Genomic DNA, 22,635 nt, shown 5'->3' on the forward strand with positions numbered 1-22,635 from the left:
ACTTTGCTGCAGCCCGCGCATATGATGCTGCATAAATCCAAAGCAACCATGTTTACAATTCGTCATCAGCAAGATCGAGATCAAGATCCTCAAAATCTTCTTCTCCCGAGATATACTCATAATCTTTTTCGTCAGCATCTCCGCAGCTGTCGCACACCAGTACGCACACTTTGGTTTCAGCAATCATTTCAACTGCGAACTCGCGCTCAACGCGGATGATGACGCTGCCTCCACCAGGAGAAACACTCGCTTCAACACAGCTGGGTTCCTGCGTTGCCTCCGCAGCAACCTCCACTGTTGATTTCCTGTGCTTCGCATCCAGATAAGAAAGGCCCACCTGCTCGACATAAGATACCGATTCTTTAGCCACGTCGGTTTGGGAATTGTTATCATAGGAGTACCAGATGTTAATATGGTAAGTTCCAACAACCTCAATTCCTTCACCGGCAAAAACCGCTTCATACTGGTGGTTGATAACCCAGGCCCCCAGGATGCTTGTCGGATTATTTGGCGGAGTCACGGTATGAGTTACGGTAGAGAATTTGCGGCCTTTACCACAAACCGCTTTGGTTATGACTTCTCTACATTTCGGTTTATGACTCAATGACATTTTGAACCTCCTCCATACAATCATTCACTACATGTGTATGCAGGGCGTGGGCTAAAGTTGAGTGAATGGGACAACGGGAATAAATATTATTTGTCAAAGCCCATTTTTATGCACCGCAATCGCTTTGCTACATTATACAGATTAACGATCATAAATATGATTCGCTGGCGATGGGCAGTAACATGAACAAAAAGACCGAATCTCAAGTTGAGGAACGGTCTTTTTGTGATGTGTCTTACTTAAGCTTCCGCCTGCTTCAAATCCACCGGAGCCGGAGCCTTGTCCTTTTTGGCGATTTTCAAATATTGCAACAGCTCTCTGCTGAGCTGCAGGATGGCCGATCTGACTTCGAACTCCTCGCGCGTGGCAGGCAGGTCCATCTCCCTGAATTTTTCATCCACCTGCTGCAGCAGCTTCTCCGTACGGCCTGTGTAGTGTTCTGTAACGACATCGACGCTCAGCTGCTCAAAAAGCTCCGCTACAAGCTCAGCCTGCGGCATATGAAGGTACATCTGCGAGATCAGCTGCATCATGTTCTGGATGGAGTCCAGCTGCTGTCTGCGCATGTAGAAATACACTTTCCAGTCCTCGCGCGGGTGCAGCACCTGATTCTCCAGCGAGCGGCCTGCTTCGCTGATCCCCTTTGCTATAGCCTGATCTGCCGCAATCATTTCACTGCCGTCCCAACCATAATCCGGATTTCGCAGCGTTTGCGCAATCCGTGTAAATATAACGGAAAAAGTCTGATCAATACGCTGGCGAATCTCCAGCATCGTATTATCCGTCCGCGGCATGTAAGCCAAATTAACCACCATGGCGGAGCCAAGCCCGATCAGCAACAGCCACAGTTGGGTCAACAGCACCTCTGCATCGATCACCCCACCGCTGAACACCCGAAAAACGACAACCGATCCCGTTACAATCCCTTCCTTGAAGCCCACCCTGACAATGACCGGAAAAGCCGTTAAAATATACAGTGCCAGCACCCAATAATGAAAGCCGAACACATCGAATAATACACTGGCAAAAAGCAGTCCCACCACAGAGGCAAAAAAACGCGCCGATATGGTGCGAATGCTCCTTTTACGCGTGACATCCACGCCAAGAATCGCAAGCAGCCCTGCCGACGTGGCTCCGGGAACGCCGAGCCCGTCCGCGATAAGGACAGCCATCAGCGCTGCAATCGCCGTCTTAATCACACGAAAACCCATGAAAAAATTCGCCCTTCCTTGAAAACTAATTGATTGTTTTCATGATACCTTACTTTATACGCTAACGTAAACTTGGAAAGCAACAAGAAGGGAAATAACTTGTTAGCTGAAATCGATCCTGCACCTATTTTTCCACCAACACAAAAAAACGGCCGGTGTTCAGAAGCTCTCGCCCCTGTTCCCGCCGCTGTTTGCCTCAGTCTTTTTTTGAACTACCTCTAATGTTGTCTGCCTGTCAAAAGTCTCCGCTCCATATAGGCAACCCCCTGATACATAATGGCCGCAATGATGGAAATCAGCAGCAGGCTCGACATGACGAGCGTAAAGTTGAACACCTGAAAGCCGTAAATAATCAAATATCCCAGACCGGCCCGGGCTGCGAGAAACTCGCCGACAATAACCCCGATCCAGGCCATGCCGACATTGACCTTCAGCGTGGAGATGATGGCCGCAAAAGAGGCGGGCAGCACCACCTTTCGGAATTCGTCCCGCTTGCTTCCCCCGAAGGAACGGACCACTTTAATATAATTGGCGTCCACCTCGCGGAAGCTGTTATAAACCACCAGTGTCGTAATGATGATAATAATGGACAGGGTTGTCATCAGAATCGCGGTAAAGCCGGCCCCGAACATCACGATGAAAATGGGGCCAAGCGCCACCTTGGGCATGCTGTTGAACACGACCATATAGGGATCCAGCACCCTGGAGAGAAACGGAAACCACCAGATCAGAATGGCCAGCGCCGTTCCGAGCAGCGTCCCCAATATAAATCCGGCTATCGTCTCACCGACGGTAATCGCCAGATGACCCCATAATTCCCCGCTGACGGCATCTCCGTAAATTTGCCCGAAAACCTTGCTCGGATAGCTGAAAAGCAGCACATCAATCCAGCCACGCCTGCCCGCCAGCTCCCACAACAGAAAAGAGGCGATCAGAATCGCCAGCTGTACTGCACGCACCCGCCACTTGGCGACCCGGTTGCGCCGCTTGTATTGCTGATGAATGCCCTGCATCCATACCTGCGTTTCCGCTTCCGTTCCGGTATTCATATCCGCATCACTCCTTTGCGCCGGAGGCTTCGAGTTCAGCCCAAATATCACGAAAAAGCTCGTTAAACCCCTCCTGCTCCCTTGCATAAAAGGGCTGCGCCTTCCGGATCGGATCGGGTACCGTGAACGAACTCCGGATACGTCCGGGATTGCGGTCAAGCACCAGTATCCGGTCGCTGACCGCTATCGCTTCAGCCAGATCATGCGTAACGAGGACAGCCGTTTTGCCGTGGGCGTGCAACGTCTTCGCTATCAAATCCTCAAGCTGCAGCTTCGTCTGATAGTCCAACGCGGAGAACGGCTCATCCAGCAGCAATAGCTCGGGGTCCGTCGCCAACGTCCGCACCAGGGCCACACGCTGCCGCATTCCTCCCGACAGCTGGGAGGGATACAGATTTTCGGTGCCTGTGAGTCCCATATCTTCCAGCAGACGCAGCACCCGCATTTTTGCATCCGCCTTAACGGTGTGGGTCAGCTCAAAGCCAAGCATCGTGTTTTCCAGTATAGTACGCCAGGGAAACAAGTAGTCCTGCTGCAGCATATAACCCACTCTGCGGTCCGGTCCCGCTACGGGCTTGCCCTGAAGCAGCACCTGGCCGGCTGCCGGCTGAAGCAAGCCTGCGATCATGGACAGAATGGTCGTTTTGCCACAGCCGCTCGGACCGACAAGACTGATGAATTCACCGGGCGCAACCGTAAAGCTTACGTTATCGACAGCAAGCGCGGCTTCTTTTTCCGTAACGTAGACATGTTTTATATTTTGCAGTTCCACCAGAGGCATCAATCCGATTCCTCCAGAGATCCTGCCGCCTTTTCCGCAAACTGGTTGTTCACAATCTCTTCCAGCGGAACCTCGCGCTGCAGCTCGCCTGCACTGTCCATTACGTTCAGCAAATTGGCCCATTCCTTGTCGTCAATCACCGGATTTTCCGCATAAGTGCCCTGTTCCTTGTATCGCTTGATACTGCTGATCACAATATCCTTATCCGTGTCCTTGAAATAAGGGAGAATCGCTGCGGCAATTTCTTCGGGAGAATGCTCTTTCACCCACTGCTGGGCCTTCTGCAGCGCATTCGCAAATTTTTGAGCGGTCTCGCCGTGCTGCTGCAGATAGCTTTGTTTCGCCATATAAACCGTATATGGAAGCAGCCCGCTTTCCGTACCGAAGGAAGCGACGACATGCCCGCGCCCCTCTTTCTCAAAAATGGAAGCCTGCGGCTCGAACAGCTGCACATAATCCCCGGTGCCTGACGCAAATGCGGATGTGATGTTGGCAAAATCTATATTCTGAATCAGCTGCATATCCTGATGCGGGTCAATATAATGCTTGCGCAAGGCAAATTCCCCGGCCATCTGCGGCATTCCGCCTTTGCGCTGTCCGAGAAATTCACTGCCCTTAAGGGACTCCCAGTCAAACTCTCCTTCGGTGCTCCTTGCAAACAGGAAGGTGCCGTCGGTCTGTGTCAACTGGGCAAAGTTAATGACCGGATCCTGAGTCCCCTGCTGAACGATATAAATGGATGTTTCCGACCCAATCAGCGCAATATCCGCCTGGTTGGACAAGAGCGCCGTCATGGACTTATCCCCGCCGGGAATCGTCGTCAGTTCCACATCCAATCCTTCCTCCGCAAAAAAGCCCTGACTTAACGCTACATACTGAGGCGCATAAAAAATAGTGCGCGCCACCTCGGCCAGCCTGACCTTCGTCCCGCCCTGCTCTGGCGAACATCCCCCCAGCAGCAGCAATCCGCACAGCGCTGCCGCTGTCGCGGCCTTCATCCAACCTGCTGCTTTCATAAGCCTTTCCTCCATTTCACTGGGCAAATCTAAAATATGTATATGCACAGTTAAGATGGTTGGTCAACGCGGATCACACCAAAGCTGCTCCGACAACGAACCATTCCTCCAGTCTCTGTTGCCCCCAAATTTACCAACTGAATGGCGTTTGGGTTTAATAAAAAAAGCCAGGAACCAGAGCGTGTTAGCTCGGTTCCCGACCTTTTGCGTCAAGTTACAGCTTGTAGATTTCGGTATATTTCGCTTCCAGATAATCCGCCAGATAGTCCGGATTCAGCTCCTCGCCGGTAATGGACAGAATCAGCTCGGACGGTGTACGGCTCTTGCCGTAAACATAAATTTTGTCCGTAAGCCATTCCTTGATCGGCAACAGATTGCCCTGTCCGATGAACTGGTCAAAATCCGGTATCTGCTTGCGCATCGTTGCCATCATCTGTGCGGCATACATATTGCCGAGCGAATAAGAAGCAAAATAGCCGAAATCGCCTCCCGACCAATGCACATCCTGCAGGACACCCAGCGAATCATTCGGCGGCGTAATGCCCAAATAGTCTTGATATTTGGCATTCCACACTTCAGGCAGCTTTTTCACTTCAAGTCCTTCATTAAACAGCATCTTTTCAATTTCATACCTGACGATAATGTGCAGATTATATGTAAGCTCATCGGCTTCAATCCGGATCAGCGAATTCTCCACCCGGTTCACCGCCAGGTAGAACTGCTCCAGTGAAACCCCGGCAAGCTTATCCGGAAAATGCTTCTGCAGCTCCTTGTAGTACCGCTGCCAGAACGGTTTGCTGCGGCCGATCATATTCTCCCACAAACGAGACTGCGACTCATGTATGCCCATCGAAGTGCCTTCCGCGAGCAGCGTCCCAGCCAGCTCAGGGCTGATGTTCTGTTCATACAGCGCATGACCGCCCTCGTGTAGGGAGCTAAAGATCGCGCTCAGTACGTCGTCCTGGACGTAATGCGTCGTAATGCGCACATCCCCCGGGTTTAATCCGGTAGCAAACGGATGCACGCTTTCGTCCAGGCGGCCTGCCTCAAAATCATAGCCCATTTGCTCCAGCAAATACAGCCCGAACTTCTCCTGCTGGCCGACATCGTACACATCCTTCAAAAATGAAGCGTCAGGCTTGTGCGGGGAAGCTTGTATTTTCTCCAGCAGCGGGACGAGCCTTTTTTTGAGCCGGTCGAACACCAGGTCCAGCTTCTCCACCGTCATGTCCGGTTCATACATATCCAGCAGCGTGTCGTAGCGGGTATGTTCAACTCCCCAGTAATCTATAAACTCCTGCTTCATCGCCACAATTTTGGTCAGATAAGGCTCAAAGCCCGCAAAATCATTGTCGCCCTTCGCCTTTTCCCAATAGCTTTCCGATTGGGCAGCCAGCACCGCATATTGCTTGATTTTTTCGGCAGGCACTGACTTGTTCAGCTCATATTCCTTGCGGCATTCCTCGACCAGCCGGCGGTCGTTATCTGCGAACTGCGCGGCGGCTTCCGGTGTCGACAAAACCTCCAGCAGCTCCTTCATTTCATCCGATACCTGAAGCTTGAATACCTCCGTTGACAGCATGCCTACCGTTTCCGAACGGATTTCAATTCCCTTTCGTGGTGCTCCTGTCCGCATATCCCAATGGAGAAGTCCGATCGCCTCGCCATAGCTTTTGATCTTGTGTACCAGCTCCTTGAACTGCTGCAAACGGTCCGTTAACTGCTGCTGCTCCATTTCACTCACCTCAGCTTAAATTTAATTCCGGTTTTTCAGTGCTCCCGGTTTGTGCCATACATCTTGATGATAATAATTATTCGCCGTATAATCAAATGTTAAGGGATCAGAACGCAAAGAAACCTCAAGGAACGTATCTAACAGTGAGGAGATGGAGAGATGAACCATATTCAGGCCATTTTGGAGCATAATACACAGTTTGTGGCGAACAAAGAGTATGAAGCTTATCGGGCAGGCAAGTTTCCGAACAAAAGAATGGTGATTATCACCTGCATGGATACCCGCCTGGTGGAGCTTCTGCCACGTGCCATGAATCTGCGCAACGGCGATGTGAAGGTGATCAAAAATGCCGGCGCCATCATTTCGCAGCCCTTCGGCAGTGTCATGCGTAGTGTGCTCGTCGCCCTGTATGAGCTGGAAGCCGATGAGGTCGTCGTTGTCGGCCATCACGAGTGCGGCATGGCGGCCCTCAACTCAGAGGTTATGGTCCAGCACATGCTTGAGCGGGGAATAGATCAGAAGGTACTGGATACACTGGAGAATTCGGGGATCAAGCTGAAAAAATGGCTGCGCGGATTTGACAACGTGGAGGAAGGGGTAAAAAGTACTGTGAAGATCATTAAGAATCATCCATTACTTCCCCCCCGAGTACCTGTTCACGGCATGATTATCCACCCTGAAACCGGGGCGCTTGATCTTGTTGTTGACGGATATGAAAATTAGACATCTCTCTATTTTTGGGCACGGATTTCGAATCCGTGCCTTTTTGTGCGGCTTTGCAGCGGGAAAACCAGGCTTTCCGGAGGTAAAGTTGAATACCATACAGTTCTAGTGTACACTTTCCTTATAACAGCAGCAGAATGCTGCAGGTTCCAGCCGCTATTAAATACTTGTATTAATGGAAGAAGGAGATAACGCTTATGAATTTATTGTCCTACGGTTTGTTGGGTCTTTTGGCCCGGCATGAATCCTCGGGATATGATCTGATGCTGCGTATTCAGCCTTTCTGGCAGGCCAAGCACAGCCAGATCTATCCTTTGCTGGCACGCATGGAGAAGAACGGCCTGCTCTCCTCCCGCTGGATTCAGCAATCAGATAAACCGGACAAGAAAATCTACATGATTACGGACAAAGGAACTCATGCACTCCAGCAATGGACCCATGAATCGGTATCTCCGCCGGTTACCCGCGACGAGATGAGCCTGCGGCTTTTCTGCCTGTGGCTCGCGGATAAAGGAAGCGCCATCCGTATGTTCGAGGAGAGAAAGCGTCATTTTAATCATCGTATTGCTCACCTGGAGGACTACCTGGGAACCATTCCCGCAGAGAACTTGAGCTTCGGCAGCCAGGCCTTCGGCGATTACATCCTCGTGCAAAAAGGGCTGCTGAACGCCAAAGCCGGACTGGACTGGTGCAATATGGTGTTGAAGATGCTCGCCGGAGATGTGCAGGAGCAGCAAAATCCGTTTATGCTTAAAAATTAATTTATTCCGTTTTGAAACCATGCTCCATATTCATCGTATATAGGGATAGCGGCTGGAGAACAATCATTTTACAATAATTATTTTACAGGGGGTAACAACTTATCATGAAAGCATTTTCTTTCAAGAAATTCACTATGATCATGATGGCTTTCACATTGCTGTTCGCTGTAGTTGCGCCGTCAGACGCGGATGCACGCCGTGGCGGAGGATTCAGCTCAGGCAAGAAATCCTATCAGCAGTCCACAACACCAAGCAGACCGAATGACAGCTCCAACAACAACAACGTGAACCGCAGCGAGACAAGAACAAATAATAATTCGGTAGCCGGCAACAGAACCGGCGGCGGATTTTTCGGTGGCGGATTTATGCGCGGCATGCTGATCGGCGGTCTGGCAGGCATGCTGTTCGGCGGCCTCTTCGCGAATATGGGCATGCTCGGAAACCTGCTCGGACTCGCCATCAACCTGCTCGGCATTTACCTGCTTGTAGTCATCGGCTTTGCCATCTACCGCAGCATCAAAAATCGCCGCAAGCAGAAAGAATCCCGCGAAGGACGTTACTAATCCATGGTTCTGAGTATGGATGAAATCATCAACGCCATCTGTCTCCATATGGCTGCCCGCAAGGACGTAAAGCCGACCGACGTAACGGTTGAGCTCTTGTGGGACGAGGAAACCGGCTATTCTGCGGAAGTGTGGGTTCATGAGAGAAGCCAGTATCTCGTGGAATCCAATATTATTGAAGCGATTTTGCGGTATCTTCATTCCGAGCACGGCATTCGTGCCTACCGGGAAGATGTTGTATTGGAGCTGGACGAGGAAATAACCGCTCACGTACGCGTATAACAGTCTCATATTTACTTTTAGGTGCTCCATTTTAGTATTACATTTAGTATGAAAAAGGACCTCATGACCCACTTCAATGTGGATTTTGAGGTCCTTTCGCGTTTTCAGAACTGTTCCTTACTTATGGGGTGATTTTAACTGCTGAATTGTCTTCGAGCAGTGCCAGATTATTTACGGCTATCGTCTCCCCTTTTTCAATACCGCTTGTGATCAATGCCTGAGATCCGGACTTGCTTGCAACGGTTACTTCTTTGCGGACAACATGATCATCATTCACGACAAAAACATATGCTTTGCTGTCTTGCTCCAGCACGGCGCCGGAAGGTACAATCATGCCCTGCTGTGCATCGTTATTCACGAAGCTGATGTCTGCCAGCATGCCCGATTTCAGCTTCATGTCCGGATTGGCAACCGAAACTTTTACCGGATATCCTTTGCCGCTCGAATCCAGCGGGCTTACATTTTTAACCGTTCCAGTCGTAATCAAATCGGAAGCTGTCACCCGTACCTGAACCTTGTCCCCGACCTTAACCTGGTTAATTTGATCTGCAGGAACATAAATCAGTGTATTTACTGTGCTCAGATTTGCGATTACCAGAGCGGGTGATGAGGCGGATACCATTTCTCCGACCTCCGTATTTTTGACGCCTACAATACCGTTAATCGGAGAAGTGATCACGGAATCCTCCAGTGCGTCCTGTGCGATGGAAACATTGAGCTGGGCCTGCTTGAGGGACTCGCGGCTTGATTCAATCGTTGCGGTGCTTTGCGAAACCTCCAGCTGCCGCTGCGCATTGCTGTATCCGCTGTTCGCATTCTCATAACTGCTGGTTGCATTTTTATAGGCTTCCTGTGCAACGGCCAAGGCTTTTTGGGCTGCATCCCGCTGATTCTCTGCATTTGACTTGGCATTTACTGCATTATCGTGTGCCGCCTGGGCGCTTACCACCGCAGTTTGAGCCTGTTCAAGCTGGGCCTGCGAAACGGAGCCTTCACTGAACAAAGCCTGTGTTCGCGTGAGCGCCTTTTTCGCGTCAGCCAAAGCCTGCTCCGTCTGCTTTACGCTATTGGCTGCGCTGGACAGACCGTTCTTCGCCTGTTCCACCGCCGTTTTCGCCTGATTAACGCTCCCCTGCGCCTGATTAATAGCACTCTTGGAGGAAATGACGCCGCTCTTCGAGTTGACTATACCGGAGGTTGCCGATACGACCCCGGACTCGTGGGAGGCTTCTGCCGTGCTGACAGCGGCTCCAGCCGCAGATGCCGCAGCCTTGGCCTTGGCCAGATTATTGCGGAGATCGTTGTCCTCCAGCTTGAACAGCATCTGCCCCTTCTTCACCTCAGAGCCGACATCCACCGGAAGCTCGACGACCTTGCCCGCCATCTTCGAAACGATGTTTACCGTCTCGGTCGGAGTAACAACCCCGGTATAAATTTTGCCTTCACCCAAAATGCCTTCCTGGGCCTGACCTACCTTCACCGGTACAACCATATCCTGGGACGCCGCTCCGCTGCCCGAGCAACCGGCTAACACGGCTGTTCCGAGCAGAACTGCGGCTAACGTAGTTTCCAATTTTGTTATCTTCATTAATGTTCCCTTTCTTTCTATCATTTTTAATGAGGGCGCATCACCATGGTCCACCTTGCCTTGCGTTTATTCGCTTGGGGAGGCTTTCTTTTCCGACTTTCTTTTCTGGATAAACAGAAAAATAAGCGGGATAGAACAGAACAGCGGTACCGAAGAGACCAGGAAGGTGTCCCCGATGCCTCTCGAATAAGCATCCAGCGATATCATTCCGGAGACCGTAGACTGCCAGGAGCTGCCAAGCAGAGACTGAAACGATCTGGCGGAATCAGGCGTGATCGATTCAGCAATATGCTGGGAATGCATGGCTGTTCGTGTCTGCATAATGGAAGTAAATACGGCAATCGCCATCGAAGCCGCTACCGTCCGCACCAGATTCGATGCCGTGGAGGCGTTGCCCACCTTGCTCGCCGGCACTGCGTTCATCCCGACCGTGGATAATGGCATCATACAGATCCCGATCCCGAGACCACGCAAAGCCATTACGATTTCCAGCCACTGGTGAGGCGTGTCCGGAGTAAGCTGGTGCAAATGGTACGTCATAAAACCGGTCAGCGTGAGACCGACCAAGCCCAAGGGCACAATCCCGAATTTATCGAACAGCTTGCCCGCGATCGGCATCATGACCCCCATCGCGAGCGCCTGCGGAATGAGTAAAATACCGGTGTCTATCGGAGACACGGACTGGATATTTTGCAAAAACAGCGGCGTAAGAAACATTCCGCCATACATCCCCATCATCACGAAACTGGAAGCAATGACGCTGAGCGTAAACCTGTAATTTTTAAACAAGGAAATTTCGATCACCGCATTGTCTTTACCGGCTTCAACGTAAATAAGGAACACCAGTGCCCAGAATGCAATGAATAACAACCCCACAATTTTAAAAGAAGTCCAGCCGTCGGATGAACCGTTCGACAAAGCATACAGCAGAGTGCCTGCACATGTTGCTGCCAGTAAAAAACCGGGCAAATCAAATTTTCGTGGTTCCCCTTTAGGTGGTTCCTTGATCAAAACAATAGCCATCAGAATGGCAAACAATGCAAACGGTAGACTGATGATAAACAGAAAACGCCAGTTGAACCATTCGATCAAATAACCGCTGAGCGTTGGACCAATGGCCGGGGCCGCCATCGCGGAAATGCCCCAAATCCCAAGAGACATACCAACCTGCTCCCGTGGCATAATTTTATACACGATCGTCATACTGAGCGGCATGATGACACCGCCCCCGAGACCGGCAATAATCCGCGCCGCGATGAGCGAGGTGTCGCTCCAGGCGAATATACACAACCCCGTACCCAGCGAAAAAACGCTAAGCGCTAAAATAAGAAACTTTTTGTAACCAATGCGCTGCTCCATAAAACCTGTAATCGGGACGATCACCCCGGATGCGAGAGTGTATCCCGTGATAACCCATTGAATCTTACTCGTGGTCGAGCCAAGATCTGTTGTCAGACTCGGGATGGCTACGTTGATCAGACTGTTGTTGAGAATAGCGACAAAAGCCCCCAGGATAATAGCTAGAAAGGCAAGCCAGCGTTCTCTGACCGAGCCTGTGGAAGGAGCAGCGGCAGTATCTGCGGAAGACACATCGACTCCCCCTTTTTATTTGGTATGAATCTTAACTTCAACATTGGTTCCCGGAATCAGCTTCAGGTCATCCGGCGTATTAAGCACGATTTCCACCGGGATACGTTGGGTCACTTTATTGAAGTTTCCGCTGGTGTTCGTGGCCGCAATGGCAGCAAATACTGAGTTGGAGGCCTGCCCCACCTTGCGCACCTTGCCCTGGATAGTTCGGTTGCTAGAGGCGTCAAGCGTAATGTCCACCAGCTGTCCAGGCTTCACCCGGCTGATGTCGGTTTCTTCAATATTGGTCGTCACATAAGCGTTGCTCATATTAGCCATGACCGCAACAGCGGCGCTGGGCGATCCGATCTCATGCACCTTGGAATACACTTTGATCACGGTGCCATCGATCGGCGCCCGCAAGACAGACTTGCTGACGGAGGAGGCGTCAAGATTCGCAACATCCTGTTCGGCAACTGGCTCATTTTGCTTGAGCATATCGCCTTCCTCTACATCAATATGGGTAATTTCCCCTGTGATCTGCGGCATCACCTTATACTGGTCCACCGTAATGCGGGCGTCGTCACTGGTGATAAAATGGCTCCCCTGATACCAGTAATAATAGCCAAGCGTGCCACCGCTTAAGATCAAAATTACAATGAGAATCGGCAGTACAGTCTTCTTACTCACTTCTTCCACCCCTGTTACTATAAAAATTATTATTCAACGCTGATATTTTAAATTTAAAATATACGCGGTCAAATCAATATACACAGATCTGCTGAATAAAGAAAAGCATGACTTTTAAGCCATGCGCTTACCGATACAAAAGCGATCAACAACTAATGTAACTACTTATATTTAAAAAGTTTCATATCAAGCTCACAAAAACTAATTATAGTTAAATTTATCAAATTGGCAAGTAGTTCTTTTGGACTATTTTAGAAATTTTTCGTCTTTCAGCATGCAAAAGAACGCCCCGAGTCATAGACCATTTGGGGCGTCCTTAGTGCATTTTGCACATTAAGAAATGTGAAGTCTGCTGTTTTTTTTCTCCGCCCCCGGAAGCAGATTGGTTTCACGCCGCTTCGCGCAATTCGGACAGAGGCATCGGTCCATCATATAACCAGCTTCTTGCAAGGTGTCACGCAGCAGTGTCACATAATCCAATGATCTGCCCAAAGAAGACGGGCCGTTTACATAAGACACCTTTTTGCCTTCCAGCAGACAGTAAAACTCAATCATTTCGGGTACAGAGCCAAAGGCATAATGGCTGAACACGGTAATCAGATGCATATATGCGTTAACCAAATAAGGGTCGTAAGAAACCATGTATTTCTGAACGAGCAGCGAATCCGCATGCGGCCCCATCATCCAGGCTGCCTCTATGATCAACGATAGCTCCACATTCAGCTCCGCTGCCGGGATTTGAAATTGCTCAAACAATATCGCAGGCTCATGGAGCTGCCGGTTAGCCGCCCCGATTTTGCAAATTCCGCCGGTCACCTTGTCTTTAACCTCCCAATAATGGGAATAGGACTCAAAGCCAGTGTGCTGCTTCGGCCACCATTTTTCAAGCATGTATTGCACCGGAATTTCACATCTGACATCATATGGGGTGCTGTAATATTCATGCAAAGCATGAGAGACCGCATGCTGCACATGTTCGCGCCAGCCCGCGCCCGGCTTCAGCTTGTCGCTCTTCCGGGACTGCTGGGGCTTGCGGCTGCCCCACATATATTCAATTTGATAATCGTAAAGTACAGGTATGGAGCTGCCAAGCTGCTCATCTCTCATCATTTATCCGGTCCTTTCCGGTCAGGATACCGCAATGCCTGCCTGCAAAAACCTGCGGCCAAACTCACGGCATGCTTCTTTTTCCGAGTCCTGTGGATTGAATTCAATCTTGAGGCTGTCCTGCACCAATAGCGCCCCCCGCTCCTTCAGCTTCTGCTCCAGCAGATCGACTGCACCGCAAAATTGCGCGTAGGACGTATCCCCGCTGCCAAAAACCGCTGTTTTGCTTCCCTCCAGCTCAAGCTCTTCCAATTCTTCATAGAAATCGAGAAACTCATCAGGCAGCTCGCCGTCTCCCCATGTGTAGACGCCAAGCAGGTATCCGTCATATTCAAGCAGCTCCGCCGCATTGCATTCATAAGCTTCCTTAAGCACCGCCAAATGTCCTGTCTGCCTGATACCTTCTGCGATCAATTCGGCAATTTCTTCGGTATTTCCCGTCATCGACGCGTAAGCAATCAAAATCTTGGCCAAAATACATCCCTCGCTTTATTGTCTTCTTGTTAACATGAATATAAATGATAATGATTCTCATTGTCAAATATTTTATACAAAAATCGTTCGTGTTGGCCTTCCCCGCCCTGCTGGCGGCGCAAGCTGCAATTGTGTACAATAGTGTACATACGACTTTTTGAAGGATGGATTATAACATGTATGTAGCTGACAAATGGAATGATTATGAAGTGATTGATACCGGTGGCGGTGAAAAGCTCGAACGCTGGGGGGATGTTATTTTGCGGCGCCCCGATCCGCAAATCATTTGGCCTTTGGCGAAGGAAACAGCGGAGTGGCGCAGCACGCACGGCCATTACCACCGCAGCTCGGCTGGCGGCGGCAGCTGGGAGATGAAGAAGCCTGTTCCCGAGCGCTGGACGATTAACTATGAAAACCTCAAGTTCCATATTCGCCCGACCAGCTTCAAGCATACCGGCCTCTTCCCCGAGCAGGCAGCAAACTGGAGCTGGATGATGGATAAAATCGCCTCAGCAGGCAGACCGATCTCGGTGCTGAATTTGTTTGCTTATACAGGCGGAGCGACGGTTGCGGCGGCTTACGCCGGAGCCAGCGTCGTTCATGTCGATGCAGCCAAAGGTATGGTACAGTGGGCCAAGGAGAACGCGCAGCTGTCCGGCCTCGCCGACAGACCGGTGCGTTTTATTATGGACGATGTATTCAAGTTTGTGCAACGGGAGCAACGGCGTGGCAACAAATACGATGCTATCATCATGGACCCGCCTTCGTATGGGCGCGGACCGAGCGGCGAAACGTGGAAGCTGGAGCAGAGCCTCTATCCTTTCCTGGAATCGTGCATGAGCATCATATCGGACAATCCTTTGTTTATGCTCATCAACTCCTATACGACCGGCATTTCGCCTACCGTATTAAAAAATATGCTCAGCATGACGATGCAGCCCAAATATGGCGGACGCATCACCGCAGGTGAGATCGGGCTTCCGATCACCCGCTCCGGGCTCATTCTGCCTTGCGGTATTCTCGGACGCTGGGAGGCGTAGCCCCCATGTCACATGTACCAAATGAGGAATCCGGGATTAAGGTATTGTATGAGGACAACCATGTGCTGGCAGTCGAAAAACCGGTGAATGTCCCCACCCAGGAGGATACGAGCGGAGATCTTGACCTCCTGACCCTGCTGAAGCAGGATTTGAAGATCAGGCATCAAAAGCCGGGCAACGTGTTTTTGGGGCTGGTTCACAGACTGGACAGGCCCGTTGGCGGCGCCATGATCTTCGCCAAAACGTCCAAAGCCGCATCCAGGCTGTCCGAGACCGTCCGCACACGCAGCTTTCGCAAGCTGTACGCGGCTGTGGTACATGGCTCCCCGGGAGCGCAGAGCGGCAGGCTTGAGCATGATCTGCTCAAGGACCCGCGCACCAATACGGTGCGGGCGGTCAAGTCCGGTACGCCGGGAGCCAAGCAAGCCTTGCTGGACTATAAGGTCGTAGGAGAAAAGGACGGATTAAGTCTGATTCTGGTTGAGCTTCACACCGGCCGTCCTCATCAAATCCGCGTGCAGTTGCAAAGCATCGGCTGTCCACTGTACGGGGATCAGAAATACGGTGCAACGGTGAACCGCCCGGGCCAGCAGCTCGCCCTTTGGTCCCTGCTGGCCGGCGCCCCTCACCCTGTCAGCAAGGAGCCGCTTCTCTTCAGATCGATCCCGCCGCGTCAATTTCCGTGGAATGAATGGCCGCAGGAGGTTTATGAAAGGGCAATTCCTGAGTTTTGAATGCTGGCAGAGTGCCTCTGTGTTGATTTCTCCCTTTTTCGGTCCTGATAATAAAACAGCGGCTATCTAAGACATATGATTTTGTCTTAGCAGCCGCTATTTTTAATGATTTATTAGTCAAGTAGTAATTAGCATTTTAATACGAATAATTGATATAGACTTTAAAGTTGGTTTAAACCAATTATTACCGTCTGAATGGGTATATTCTGTTTAATTGTTGTTCTTTTCCTTTGAGATATTCCTCCGCCCAAGTAACACCATTTTCTATAATCGAACCTAAATTATCTTTATTGTAAGTAAACCCTTTAATATGATGATAACTAACCTCGTAATCACCTTGCATCCAGGTATCTCCCATACCTTCCTCACGAAGCCAAATACCCACTAGACGATTAATAGCACAAATATGAGCTTCATCTATGTGACCCGAGGGAACAGATTTTTCTATAACGATAAATCTAGCAATTGCAGCATAGGCAAGCATTTTTTCTTCGTTAGTAAGATGACCAATATCAGGCTGATCTTTTATTAAGAAAGGCGAGTAACCCATCATTTTTAATTGCTCACATATCATTTTTAACCTAGTCCATGTTTCATGAGTGTTATCTTTACCTAATACTAAAACCATAGATTTTTTACATTTTTCTAACCATTCTGAAAAAGACTTTTCTGCACTATTAGATTTATTTTCTTCAAAACATCCCTCCGTCATTTCTCTTAATTTATCTTCTGAAAAAGGCTCCTTAAAACCCAAGTCTCTAAATACTTGATATAGCCGTGGCCTCACATAGGCCGGAGATTCAAGTATTACAAACAATCTCTCAATTAATGATCTCTGTACTATCATCTCTACAAGTGAACCGCTTAATTGCTGCTTTGTCATACCTCTGCCAACATAGTCATCCTTCTCTATACTAAGTATTCGTCCCAAAGCATACAATTCATCCTCAGAATACGATTGCTTTAAAAAAACTATCAATCGTTGTTGATTTGCTGGGTTATTTTCAAAATGTAAATTCAAAGAGTTTTCCATCGTCTCCATTATTACTTAGCTCCAATCTTATATATGGATGTTGATTTAATTCCTCGGGCATTAAAATAGTTGTGATAATATATTGGAAATCAGGATCTTTCCCTTTATCTATAAAAGGCTTTTCTAACATATCAATTACGTAAGAAAAAATTCTGTTATATACCAATGGCTCAATATCATTGATGTTTGGTGAATCGTGAACAAGTAGTCGAGGATGTGGAGTGTTTTGATTAATTCCAAGCTTTAGTAAAGCTAAATCAAATGCAATAACTGCTAAAGTAATCGCTGCTGCCCCAGTATCCTTACCTTCGCTAATTGTTAGATATTTAATCTCAGCTATAAAATTTTTTGCTCGTTCGCTTAAACTTAATGAACCAATTCGTTTATTAAAATATAAAAATGATACAGCTTCATGAAAGAAGGTTTTTAAAGATTCGAGACCTTCATCCATTAGTTTCTGAATTCGATCTCTCTCTGTTTTAGCAATAGTTAAATTGTCTTTCGCACGGCCGTGTTTTCTTTGGTATTCGTCACGATCTCGAAAATAATCCAGATCTTGTTTTAACCCCGTAAACTTCTCGGATAGAACTTGAAGTTCTTGCTCTTCGTTCTTCATTAATTCTAAAATTTTATTAACGTCTTTTGATATTTCCAAATTTACATCTGAAATTTTTGAATCTAATTGACTTACTTCAGAATGAATCTCATTTATCGATTTATTCAAATCATTAATAGCCAGTATTAGATCTTGTTTTTCATTAGATAAGATATTTTGCATAGTCTTCATAACTTCCTCGGAGTAATTTTCATCATTCGACTTTTTGGGGCAAACGAAAGATGGATCATTAGTAATTGGAACTAAGCAAACAGGACATATTTCATATTCAAAAGATTGAAGAAAAAGGTGAGCTTGGTTTGCTGTTTCTATATTTTCTTTTTCTATCTGTATTTCATTTAAAGTAGCCTGAAAACTATTTAGCCTCGTATTAAGTAATTGGACTTCTTTTAAGTACACCATTTTCTTTTGAAGGAATTTATTTTTCTTTTCAATTCGTTCATCAGAATGCTTTTGTAGATGCATTATTTCCATTTTCAATTCATCTATAACTCTTTGTTTTTCTTTCATTTTTTCTAAGACATCATCTGCTTCTGACCTAATAACTTGCTCTGCCTGATTTACTTTGTGATTAACGTATCTTTTAATAATATCTAATGCTTTTTTTGCTTCCTTTTCCACTTCTTCAGCTTCGATAACCTTGCTATTAGCACTTAACGTTTCATAGGTGGTCAAACCCGAAAGAAATTGCATTAATTTTCTTTTTGAGTCTGCACTGGCAGTGTAATTTCCTGGCTTATCAATAAACTCAAAGCCACCAACCTGATCACGAAAAATAATTTGCATAACATCACGAAAGGAAACAATTTTTTTATCTTCAAATGTATTTGCTCCCTGAAATATAGACTGATCTAAAAAATTTCTATAATCGGCATCTTGGTAAGACTCAAATGAATGCTCCACTCCAACTAAAAGGTCATCAATAACCCAACCATTATATAGTAAACAAACCTCACCCTTTACCAGATTACGCTGTACAGTATACTCTTGTTTTCCAATACGAAATTCCATCAACAAATCATGTAATTCTAGTTTCTTTCGTCCATAAACTTTATCTTTTCCTAAAAATTTCCCTTTTCCCAATCCATAATCTAGAAGATTTACAAACGTAGTTTTTCCTACACTATTTCGAGTCCCCGGAAGATTTCCCTGATGTACATTGGCTTCGTTAACAACATTAATTTCTTCATATAATACAGCTCGAATAATATTAAGACCAGTTCTGAATGTGACATCTGTCTTTCCTTTAGGAGGATTTATCGCAATTCTGTTGATATATAAAGATTTTCCCATTGTTCTTCTCCTATTGCTTGATAGATTTTTGTTTGAAGTTGAGATAACTCATATCTCCTAATAACAGTGCATGCAAATACCGCTTTATGTCTTATTATCCTAAAACTATCATTTTCAAGAGGTATCGCAGCTCTCAAGGCTACACTTACAAATTCCCCTTCAATTTTAACAAGACTTCTGGCTAACAATTCTTTTAATCCTCTTACAAAACGTCTATCATATTTCTGGATAATATAGGGTGAAAGTATAGAATCAAGGTTTCTTAATTCCCATTCAGGTATGTATTCTAAAAAGCGCTCCCTTTCAATTTCATTTAATAATCTTGAAAGTACTTTAGTAAAGCGCACGAGGTAAAATGCATAAGATAGCTGATCTAAAGTACATTTCGAAAATGAATTAATAATCATAAATAAGATAAGACCATTATATGAACCTGTTTCATCTGCCTCATATAAAGCCAGTTCTTGTTCAATATTGCGTTTAAACACTTTTAATCACCTTCACTCATTGAAGATATAACAGTCATAAGCCGTATCAAATATGACACCTGATAGATGTTCTAGACTTTCATCAAATTGTTCTCGAATATGGAGCGGTAGTTGGGCGTATAGATACTCCAATAAACGTTCAAATCTGAAATCAGCTTTATAAGTATCTGCCGGATAATTGTCACAAATACGAAAATACAAATACATGACTTTCTTCTTTAACTTGTTATATTTAGTGTAACCTAACTTTTTAGCTATTCTTTGTAATACGGAAATTTCCGTTCTACTTCTCATAGCATGAGCTTGCTTATCCTTTGAGAATTTGGCTTTATTCTCCAATTTATCTTGAAAACTTGTCATATCAGCTGTGTCAATATCTGCCGTGTACTTTTCTAATTCCTCATCGTTCATTTGCTCTAGTGCATGAAGCAAGCTTGTAAACATATTGCCGAATTGGTTTGCTAAATCAGCGTCTAATGGCCGTATTACAAATTGAGAATCAAAGCTATGAATTGTTTTTTCAAACTCAGGGATTAGCATTTCTGAAACCCCCTTTTGAACTGAACGATCCACTAATAAGCCAATTGCTTGAATAATTGTTGCCTGATTGGAGTAAACATCAAATGGGTTTTCTTCGACAACTAGTCGACAAACTCTTTCAATTTGTGCATATGTAGGTTGCATTTCATGTATTTTATCAATAATAAGTTGTTTTTCTGGCTCACTTGTGTTGGAAATCGCCATTCATGTCACTCACCTTTAATAATCTACAATGATATACTACTTTGTAGTATCATTAGCCTAATACTTTCGACACCCTTCGCCGTTCTCCTTCTTTTTCCATATATTTTTCAAAGAAAATTAGTATAATCTTCATTTTAAAGCTTCATACGAGGTGATAAATCATTAAGGCAAAAATAATTAATATCCTTTTTTGATATTAATCTTCTAAATATATAACCTTTAGAACTACTACTGAGGACTTATCTTGATAAACAAATCATTCAAATAATGTAAATATGTTTTTTTGGTTTGATCAATAATCATTCCTTTGCCGGAAGATCACGGCGCTGCTCGGAGAGAGCATAAGATGAACCACAATCGCGTGCAGCGGATTATGCAGCTTGATGGGTTACAATGTCGTGTCGAAGTGAAGAAACGCAAACCCACTGAGCAGCCTGCTTACATAGCAAAACACCTATTAAGGCGCCAATTTGAGGCCGATGCCCCCATGAAAAACTTGTTATGGATATTACATATTCGCCGTTTGGCGGAAAGCTTGTACCCGCCAAGTATCTTGGACTTGTTTAACGGAGAGATTGTGGCATACAGTATAGCGGACAAGCAAGACTCAGTGTTTGAACTGGACACGCTCAATCAGTTACTCGCTCTACTAGGCATGATGCTCCATAGCGACCAGGGTAGCTTCTACACCTCTCAGGTTGTAAAGGGAAAAGGCATTACCATAAACATGTCCCGTAAGGGTACGCCCGCTGATAATGCCCCATCGAATTGTTTAATTCCACGATAAAGTCTGAAACGTTCTATCTCGAAAGGGCTTTACGATGGTGGCCATTGTCGTAAAGCCCTTTCGAGACTACATTCTGTCCCCTAACTCATTTCGCATTCAAACAAACTAAACAACCAGTCGCCAGTTAATTTCCGGCAACTGGTTGTTTAGAACTTGGAGGGTGTCTTGTTCCCTGCCTCACAAATAGGGGCCAATCCCAGTTATAGGATGTCTGTTTATTTATTATGATCCATGTTACGAAGAAACAGCCGTCCGTCTCTTTTTCTCCACCGCTTCATGCTGCTTCTGCGGATTTGTATTTTGAATAAAAAAGGACAGGATCAGGGCGGCAATACTCATGCCTGTGGCAATCATGAACGCATAATTGATGCCATAGGTCATCGCATGGTTGGTAATACCCGCCAAAGCCGCATCATCTGTCAAGGAGACTCCTTGTGTATGTGCCAGCTCCAGCGTGCGGCTCTCCGTTTTCATCGTCATAACCGTCACGAGCAGCGCCGTTCCGATCGAGCCTGAAATCATGCGCAGCGTATTGCTCATCGCCGTGCCATGAGCGTTCAGATGCTGGGGAAGCTGGTTCAGGCCTGCCGTCTGAATCGGCATCATAATCATCGACATGCCGAACATACGGGCCGTGTAAACAATCAGCAGCTCCATATACGATGTGGTATCACTAAGCCGCGTAAACTCCTAGGTCGTGATGCTCATAATGGCTAAGCCGATTACTGTCAGCCAGCGGGCTCCGACTTTATCGAAGATGGTACCCGTAATCGGGGACATGATGCCCATGAGAATTGCGCCAGGCAGCAGCAGACCTGACTGCATGGGGGTAAAACCCCGGATGTTTTGCAGATATAGCGGCAGCAGAATCATACCCGCATACAAAGCCATGGTGACGATTACGTTAATAATGGTGGTCAAACTGTACATATTGAACTTAAAAATCCGGAATTCAAGCATCGGCTCATCGCTTTTAAGCTCACGAATAATGAACAGGAGCAGCGTAATAGCGCCAATGGCCAGGGTTGCGAGCACAACCGGGCTGCTCCAGCCAGCGTTGGCCGCCTCACTGAAGCCGTACAGCAGACCGCCAAAGCCCAGTGTGGACAAAATGACAGCCGGAATGTCCAGTTTAGGTTTGGACAGCTCTGTCACATTTTTCAGGAAAAATACACCGATTAACGTAGCGATCACAGCAATCGGCAGGATAATCCAGAACAGCACACGCCAGTCATAATGCTCAACAATATAACCGGAAAGAGTCGGACCGACGGCCGGAGCAAAGGTCATGGCAATGCCCATCGCCTGTCCCCGTTTCTCAATCGGGAAAATATTCAGGAACACGACCGTCATCAGCGGCATCGTAATCCCGGCGCCAGCGGCCTGGATCAGTCTTCCGATCAAAACAACTGTAAAGTTAGGCGCAATAGCACACAGCAGTGTTCCGATCGTAAATAAAATCATAGAGCTTAAAAAAAGCTGCCTGGTACTGAACCTGGCAATCAGAAAAGCGGTCACCGGTATCAGCACACCATTGACCAGCATGATATGGTGGCACAAGAAGTCAAGACAGATTTTTTTATTTTTTAAGGTGTGAAAAAATGTACATACTTCTCTCAATGAACTTGTGGATTCTATAGAGAAAGAACGATCATGATCCATAAATGGATGATGATACCACTTTTAGTTGTCCACGGGTGGAGGACGCAGCCCAAGCGGGAGCGTGGTCCACCTGTGGACC

Annotated in this window: 22 protein-coding genes and 1 pseudogene; 7 read left to right on the forward strand and 16 right to left on the reverse strand. The window is 47.1% G+C overall.

Annotation, left to right across the window (positions count from 1 at the left end; genetic code table 11):
* Window positions 1-52: 52 nt before the first annotated feature.
* The 6 genes from cotE to ACE5LO_RS01910 all read right to left on the reverse strand — a co-directional run bounded on the left by cotE (window position 53) and on the right by ACE5LO_RS01910 (window position 6,402).
* Window positions 53-610: an outer spore coat protein CotE gene (gene cotE, locus ACE5LO_RS01885; protein WP_375518386.1), complete on the reverse strand. Its 558-nt coding sequence runs from the start codon at window positions 608-610 to the stop codon at window positions 53-55.
* Between the two features lie 239 nt (window positions 611-849).
* Window positions 850-1,821, reverse strand: coding sequence for an aromatic acid exporter family protein (locus ACE5LO_RS01890; RefSeq protein WP_375518387.1), 972 nt, complete (start codon window positions 1,819-1,821; stop codon window positions 850-852).
* A 218-nt stretch (window positions 1,822-2,039) separates the two neighbouring features.
* Window positions 2,040-2,834 (reverse strand): ABC transporter permease, encoded by a 795-nt coding sequence (locus ACE5LO_RS01895; RefSeq protein ID WP_375518510.1) that lies wholly within the window; start codon window positions 2,832-2,834, stop codon window positions 2,040-2,042.
* Window positions 2,835-2,877: 43 nt separating this feature from the next.
* Complete coding sequence (locus tag ACE5LO_RS01900; RefSeq protein WP_375518511.1) at window positions 2,878-3,651, reverse strand: ABC transporter ATP-binding protein; 774 nt, start codon at window positions 3,649-3,651, stop codon at window positions 2,878-2,880.
* Window positions 3,651-4,667 carry an ABC transporter substrate-binding protein gene (locus ACE5LO_RS01905; protein WP_375518388.1) on the reverse strand — a complete coding sequence of 339 codons (1,017 nt, stop codon included), beginning with the start codon at window positions 4,665-4,667 and terminating at the stop codon, window positions 3,651-3,653. Before ACE5LO_RS01905 ends, ACE5LO_RS01900 begins: the two co-directional genes overlap by 1 nt.
* A 214-nt stretch (window positions 4,668-4,881) precedes the next feature.
* A complete protein-coding gene (locus ACE5LO_RS01910) occupies window positions 4,882-6,402 on the reverse strand; it encodes a carboxypeptidase M32 (RefSeq protein ID WP_375518389.1) in 1,521 nt (506 codons plus the stop codon).
* 159 nt (window positions 6,403-6,561) lie between these two features.
* On the opposite strand from ACE5LO_RS01910, the gene ACE5LO_RS01915 reads away from it, so the two are divergent.
* From ACE5LO_RS01915 to ACE5LO_RS01930, 4 genes are all read left to right on the forward strand, one after another.
* Window positions 6,562-7,125, forward strand: coding sequence for a beta-class carbonic anhydrase (locus ACE5LO_RS01915; RefSeq protein ID WP_375518390.1), 564 nt, complete (start codon window positions 6,562-6,564; stop codon window positions 7,123-7,125).
* A 197-nt stretch (window positions 7,126-7,322) separates the two neighbouring features.
* Entirely contained in the window at window positions 7,323-7,886 is a 564-nt protein-coding gene (locus tag ACE5LO_RS01920) for a PadR family transcriptional regulator (RefSeq protein ID WP_375352761.1), read from the forward strand.
* Between the two features lie 101 nt (window positions 7,887-7,987).
* Complete coding sequence (locus tag ACE5LO_RS01925; protein WP_375518512.1) at window positions 7,988-8,449, forward strand: hypothetical protein; 462 nt, start codon at window positions 7,988-7,990, stop codon at window positions 8,447-8,449.
* A 3-nt stretch (window positions 8,450-8,452) separates the two neighbouring features.
* Window positions 8,453-8,731 carry a YxcD family protein gene (locus ACE5LO_RS01930; RefSeq protein ID WP_375518391.1) on the forward strand — a complete coding sequence of 93 codons (279 nt, stop codon included), beginning with the start codon at window positions 8,453-8,455 and terminating at the stop codon, window positions 8,729-8,731.
* A 121-nt stretch (window positions 8,732-8,852) separates the two neighbouring features.
* Here the strand turns inward: ACE5LO_RS01930 and ACE5LO_RS01935 are convergent, their stop codons facing one another.
* The 5 genes from ACE5LO_RS01935 to ACE5LO_RS01955 all read right to left on the reverse strand — a co-directional run bounded on the left by ACE5LO_RS01935 (window position 8,853) and on the right by ACE5LO_RS01955 (window position 14,159).
* On the reverse strand, window positions 8,853-10,319 hold the full coding sequence (locus ACE5LO_RS01935; RefSeq protein ID WP_375518392.1) for an efflux RND transporter periplasmic adaptor subunit: 1,467 nt from the start codon (window positions 10,317-10,319) through the stop codon (window positions 8,853-8,855).
* Between the two features lie 66 nt (window positions 10,320-10,385).
* Window positions 10,386-11,909 carry a DHA2 family efflux MFS transporter permease subunit gene (locus ACE5LO_RS01940; protein WP_375518393.1) on the reverse strand — a complete coding sequence of 508 codons (1,524 nt, stop codon included), beginning with the start codon at window positions 11,907-11,909 and terminating at the stop codon, window positions 10,386-10,388.
* A gap of 15 nt (window positions 11,910-11,924) precedes the next feature.
* Window positions 11,925-12,578 carry an HlyD family secretion protein gene (locus ACE5LO_RS01945; RefSeq protein WP_375352758.1) on the reverse strand — a complete coding sequence of 218 codons (654 nt, stop codon included), beginning with the start codon at window positions 12,576-12,578 and terminating at the stop codon, window positions 11,925-11,927.
* A gap of 333 nt (window positions 12,579-12,911) precedes the next feature.
* Window positions 12,912-13,688: a hypothetical protein gene (locus tag ACE5LO_RS01950; protein WP_375518394.1), complete on the reverse strand. Its 777-nt coding sequence runs from the start codon at window positions 13,686-13,688 to the stop codon at window positions 12,912-12,914.
* An 18-nt stretch (window positions 13,689-13,706) separates the two neighbouring features.
* Window positions 13,707-14,159: a flavodoxin gene (locus ACE5LO_RS01955; RefSeq protein WP_375518395.1), complete on the reverse strand. Its 453-nt coding sequence runs from the start codon at window positions 14,157-14,159 to the stop codon at window positions 13,707-13,709.
* A 176-nt stretch (window positions 14,160-14,335) separates the two neighbouring features.
* On the opposite strand from ACE5LO_RS01955, the gene ACE5LO_RS01960 reads away from it, so the two are divergent.
* Both ACE5LO_RS01960 and ACE5LO_RS01965 read left to right on the forward strand, forming a co-directional pair.
* Window positions 14,336-15,199 (forward strand): class I SAM-dependent methyltransferase, encoded by an 864-nt coding sequence (locus ACE5LO_RS01960; protein ID WP_375518396.1) that lies wholly within the window; start codon window positions 14,336-14,338, stop codon window positions 15,197-15,199.
* Window positions 15,200-15,204: 5 nt separating this feature from the next.
* Complete coding sequence (locus ACE5LO_RS01965) at window positions 15,205-15,933, forward strand: RluA family pseudouridine synthase (RefSeq protein ID WP_375518397.1); 729 nt, start codon at window positions 15,205-15,207, stop codon at window positions 15,931-15,933.
* Between the two features lie 184 nt (window positions 15,934-16,117).
* On the opposite strand, the gene ACE5LO_RS01970 is transcribed toward ACE5LO_RS01965, so the two are convergent.
* Genes ACE5LO_RS01970 through ACE5LO_RS01985 form a run of 4 tightly spaced genes read right to left on the reverse strand, consistent with a single transcriptional unit; the run spans window position 16,118 to window position 20,107 of the window.
* Window positions 16,118-16,975 (reverse strand): hypothetical protein, encoded by an 858-nt coding sequence (locus tag ACE5LO_RS01970; RefSeq protein ID WP_375518398.1) that lies wholly within the window; start codon window positions 16,973-16,975, stop codon window positions 16,118-16,120.
* A complete protein-coding gene (locus tag ACE5LO_RS01975) occupies window positions 16,938-18,875 on the reverse strand; it encodes a hypothetical protein (RefSeq protein WP_375518399.1) in 1,938 nt (645 codons plus the stop codon). Before ACE5LO_RS01975 ends, ACE5LO_RS01970 begins: the two co-directional genes overlap by 38 nt.
* Window positions 18,839-19,363, reverse strand: a complete 525-nt coding sequence (locus ACE5LO_RS01980) for a hypothetical protein (protein WP_375518400.1) — start codon at window positions 19,361-19,363, stop codon at window positions 18,839-18,841. The genes ACE5LO_RS01975 and ACE5LO_RS01980 overlap by 37 nt, the downstream gene beginning before the upstream one ends.
* Window positions 19,364-19,375: 12 nt before the next feature.
* The gene (locus ACE5LO_RS01985; protein ID WP_375518401.1) at window positions 19,376-20,107 is read right to left on the reverse strand and encodes a hypothetical protein; all 732 of its coding nucleotides are present in this window, start codon (window positions 20,105-20,107) and stop codon (window positions 19,376-19,378) included.
* A gap of 346 nt (window positions 20,108-20,453) precedes the next feature.
* Between ACE5LO_RS01985 and ACE5LO_RS01990 the strand changes: the two genes are divergently transcribed.
* Window positions 20,454-20,894, forward strand: coding sequence for a DDE-type integrase/transposase/recombinase (locus ACE5LO_RS01990; RefSeq protein ID WP_375518402.1), 441 nt, complete (start codon window positions 20,454-20,456; stop codon window positions 20,892-20,894).
* Between the two features lie 234 nt (window positions 20,895-21,128).
* Here the strand turns inward: ACE5LO_RS01990 and ACE5LO_RS01995 are convergent.
* A pseudogene (locus ACE5LO_RS01995) lies at window positions 21,129-22,439 on the reverse strand (DHA2 family efflux MFS transporter permease subunit); the annotation flags it as partial.
* Between the last annotated feature and the right edge of the window lie 196 nt (window positions 22,440-22,635).

The organism is Paenibacillus medicaginis (assembly GCF_042138635.1).
GTDB classification, from domain to species: Bacteria; Bacillota; Bacilli; order Paenibacillales; family Paenibacillaceae; genus Paenibacillus; species Paenibacillus medicaginis.

What these genes read in the sequence shown, in the direction of transcription:
- ACE5LO_RS01930 (WP_375518391.1), top strand. Translation starts at nt 8,453, where the DNA reads ATGGTTCTGAGTATGGATGAAATCATCAACGCCATCTGTCTCCATATG.
- ACE5LO_RS01910 (WP_375518389.1), bottom strand. Translation starts at nt 6,402, where the DNA reads ATGGAGCAGCAGCAGTTAACGGACCGTTTGCAGCAGTTCAAGGAGCTG.
- ACE5LO_RS01965 (WP_375518397.1), top strand. Translation starts at nt 15,205, where the DNA reads ATGTCACATGTACCAAATGAGGAATCCGGGATTAAGGTATTGTATGAG.
- ACE5LO_RS01985 (WP_375518401.1), bottom strand. Translation starts at nt 20,107, where the DNA reads ATGGCGATTTCCAACACAAGTGAGCCAGAAAAACAACTTATTATTGAT.
- ACE5LO_RS01935 (WP_375518392.1), bottom strand. Translation starts at nt 10,319, where the DNA reads ATGAAGATAACAAAATTGGAAACTACGTTAGCCGCAGTTCTGCTCGGA.
- ACE5LO_RS01975 (WP_375518399.1), bottom strand. Translation starts at nt 18,875, where the DNA reads ATGGGAAAATCTTTATATATCAACAGAATTGCGATAAATCCTCCTAAA.
- ACE5LO_RS01950 (WP_375518394.1), bottom strand. Translation starts at nt 13,688, where the DNA reads ATGATGAGAGATGAGCAGCTTGGCAGCTCCATACCTGTACTTTACGAT.
- ACE5LO_RS01890 (WP_375518387.1), bottom strand. Translation starts at nt 1,821, where the DNA reads ATGGGTTTTCGTGTGATTAAGACGGCGATTGCAGCGCTGATGGCTGTC.
- ACE5LO_RS01960 (WP_375518396.1), top strand. Translation starts at nt 14,336, where the DNA reads ATGTATGTAGCTGACAAATGGAATGATTATGAAGTGATTGATACCGGT.
- ACE5LO_RS01895 (WP_375518510.1), bottom strand. Translation starts at nt 2,834, where the DNA reads ATGCAGGGCATTCATCAGCAATACAAGCGGCGCAACCGGGTCGCCAAG.
- ACE5LO_RS01915 (WP_375518390.1), top strand. Translation starts at nt 6,562, where the DNA reads ATGAACCATATTCAGGCCATTTTGGAGCATAATACACAGTTTGTGGCG.
- cotE (WP_375518386.1), bottom strand. Translation starts at nt 610, where the DNA reads ATGTCATTGAGTCATAAACCGAAATGTAGAGAAGTCATAACCAAAGCG.
- ACE5LO_RS01900 (WP_375518511.1), bottom strand. Translation starts at nt 3,651, where the DNA reads ATGCCTCTGGTGGAACTGCAAAATATAAAACATGTCTACGTTACGGAA.
- ACE5LO_RS01970 (WP_375518398.1), bottom strand. Translation starts at nt 16,975, where the DNA reads ATGGAGACGATGGAAAACTCTTTGAATTTACATTTTGAAAATAACCCA.
- ACE5LO_RS01990 (WP_375518402.1), top strand. Translation starts at nt 20,454, where the DNA reads ATGAACCACAATCGCGTGCAGCGGATTATGCAGCTTGATGGGTTACAA.
- ACE5LO_RS01920 (WP_375352761.1), top strand. Translation starts at nt 7,323, where the DNA reads ATGAATTTATTGTCCTACGGTTTGTTGGGTCTTTTGGCCCGGCATGAA.
- ACE5LO_RS01905 (WP_375518388.1), bottom strand. Translation starts at nt 4,667, where the DNA reads ATGAAAGCAGCAGGTTGGATGAAGGCCGCGACAGCGGCAGCGCTGTGC.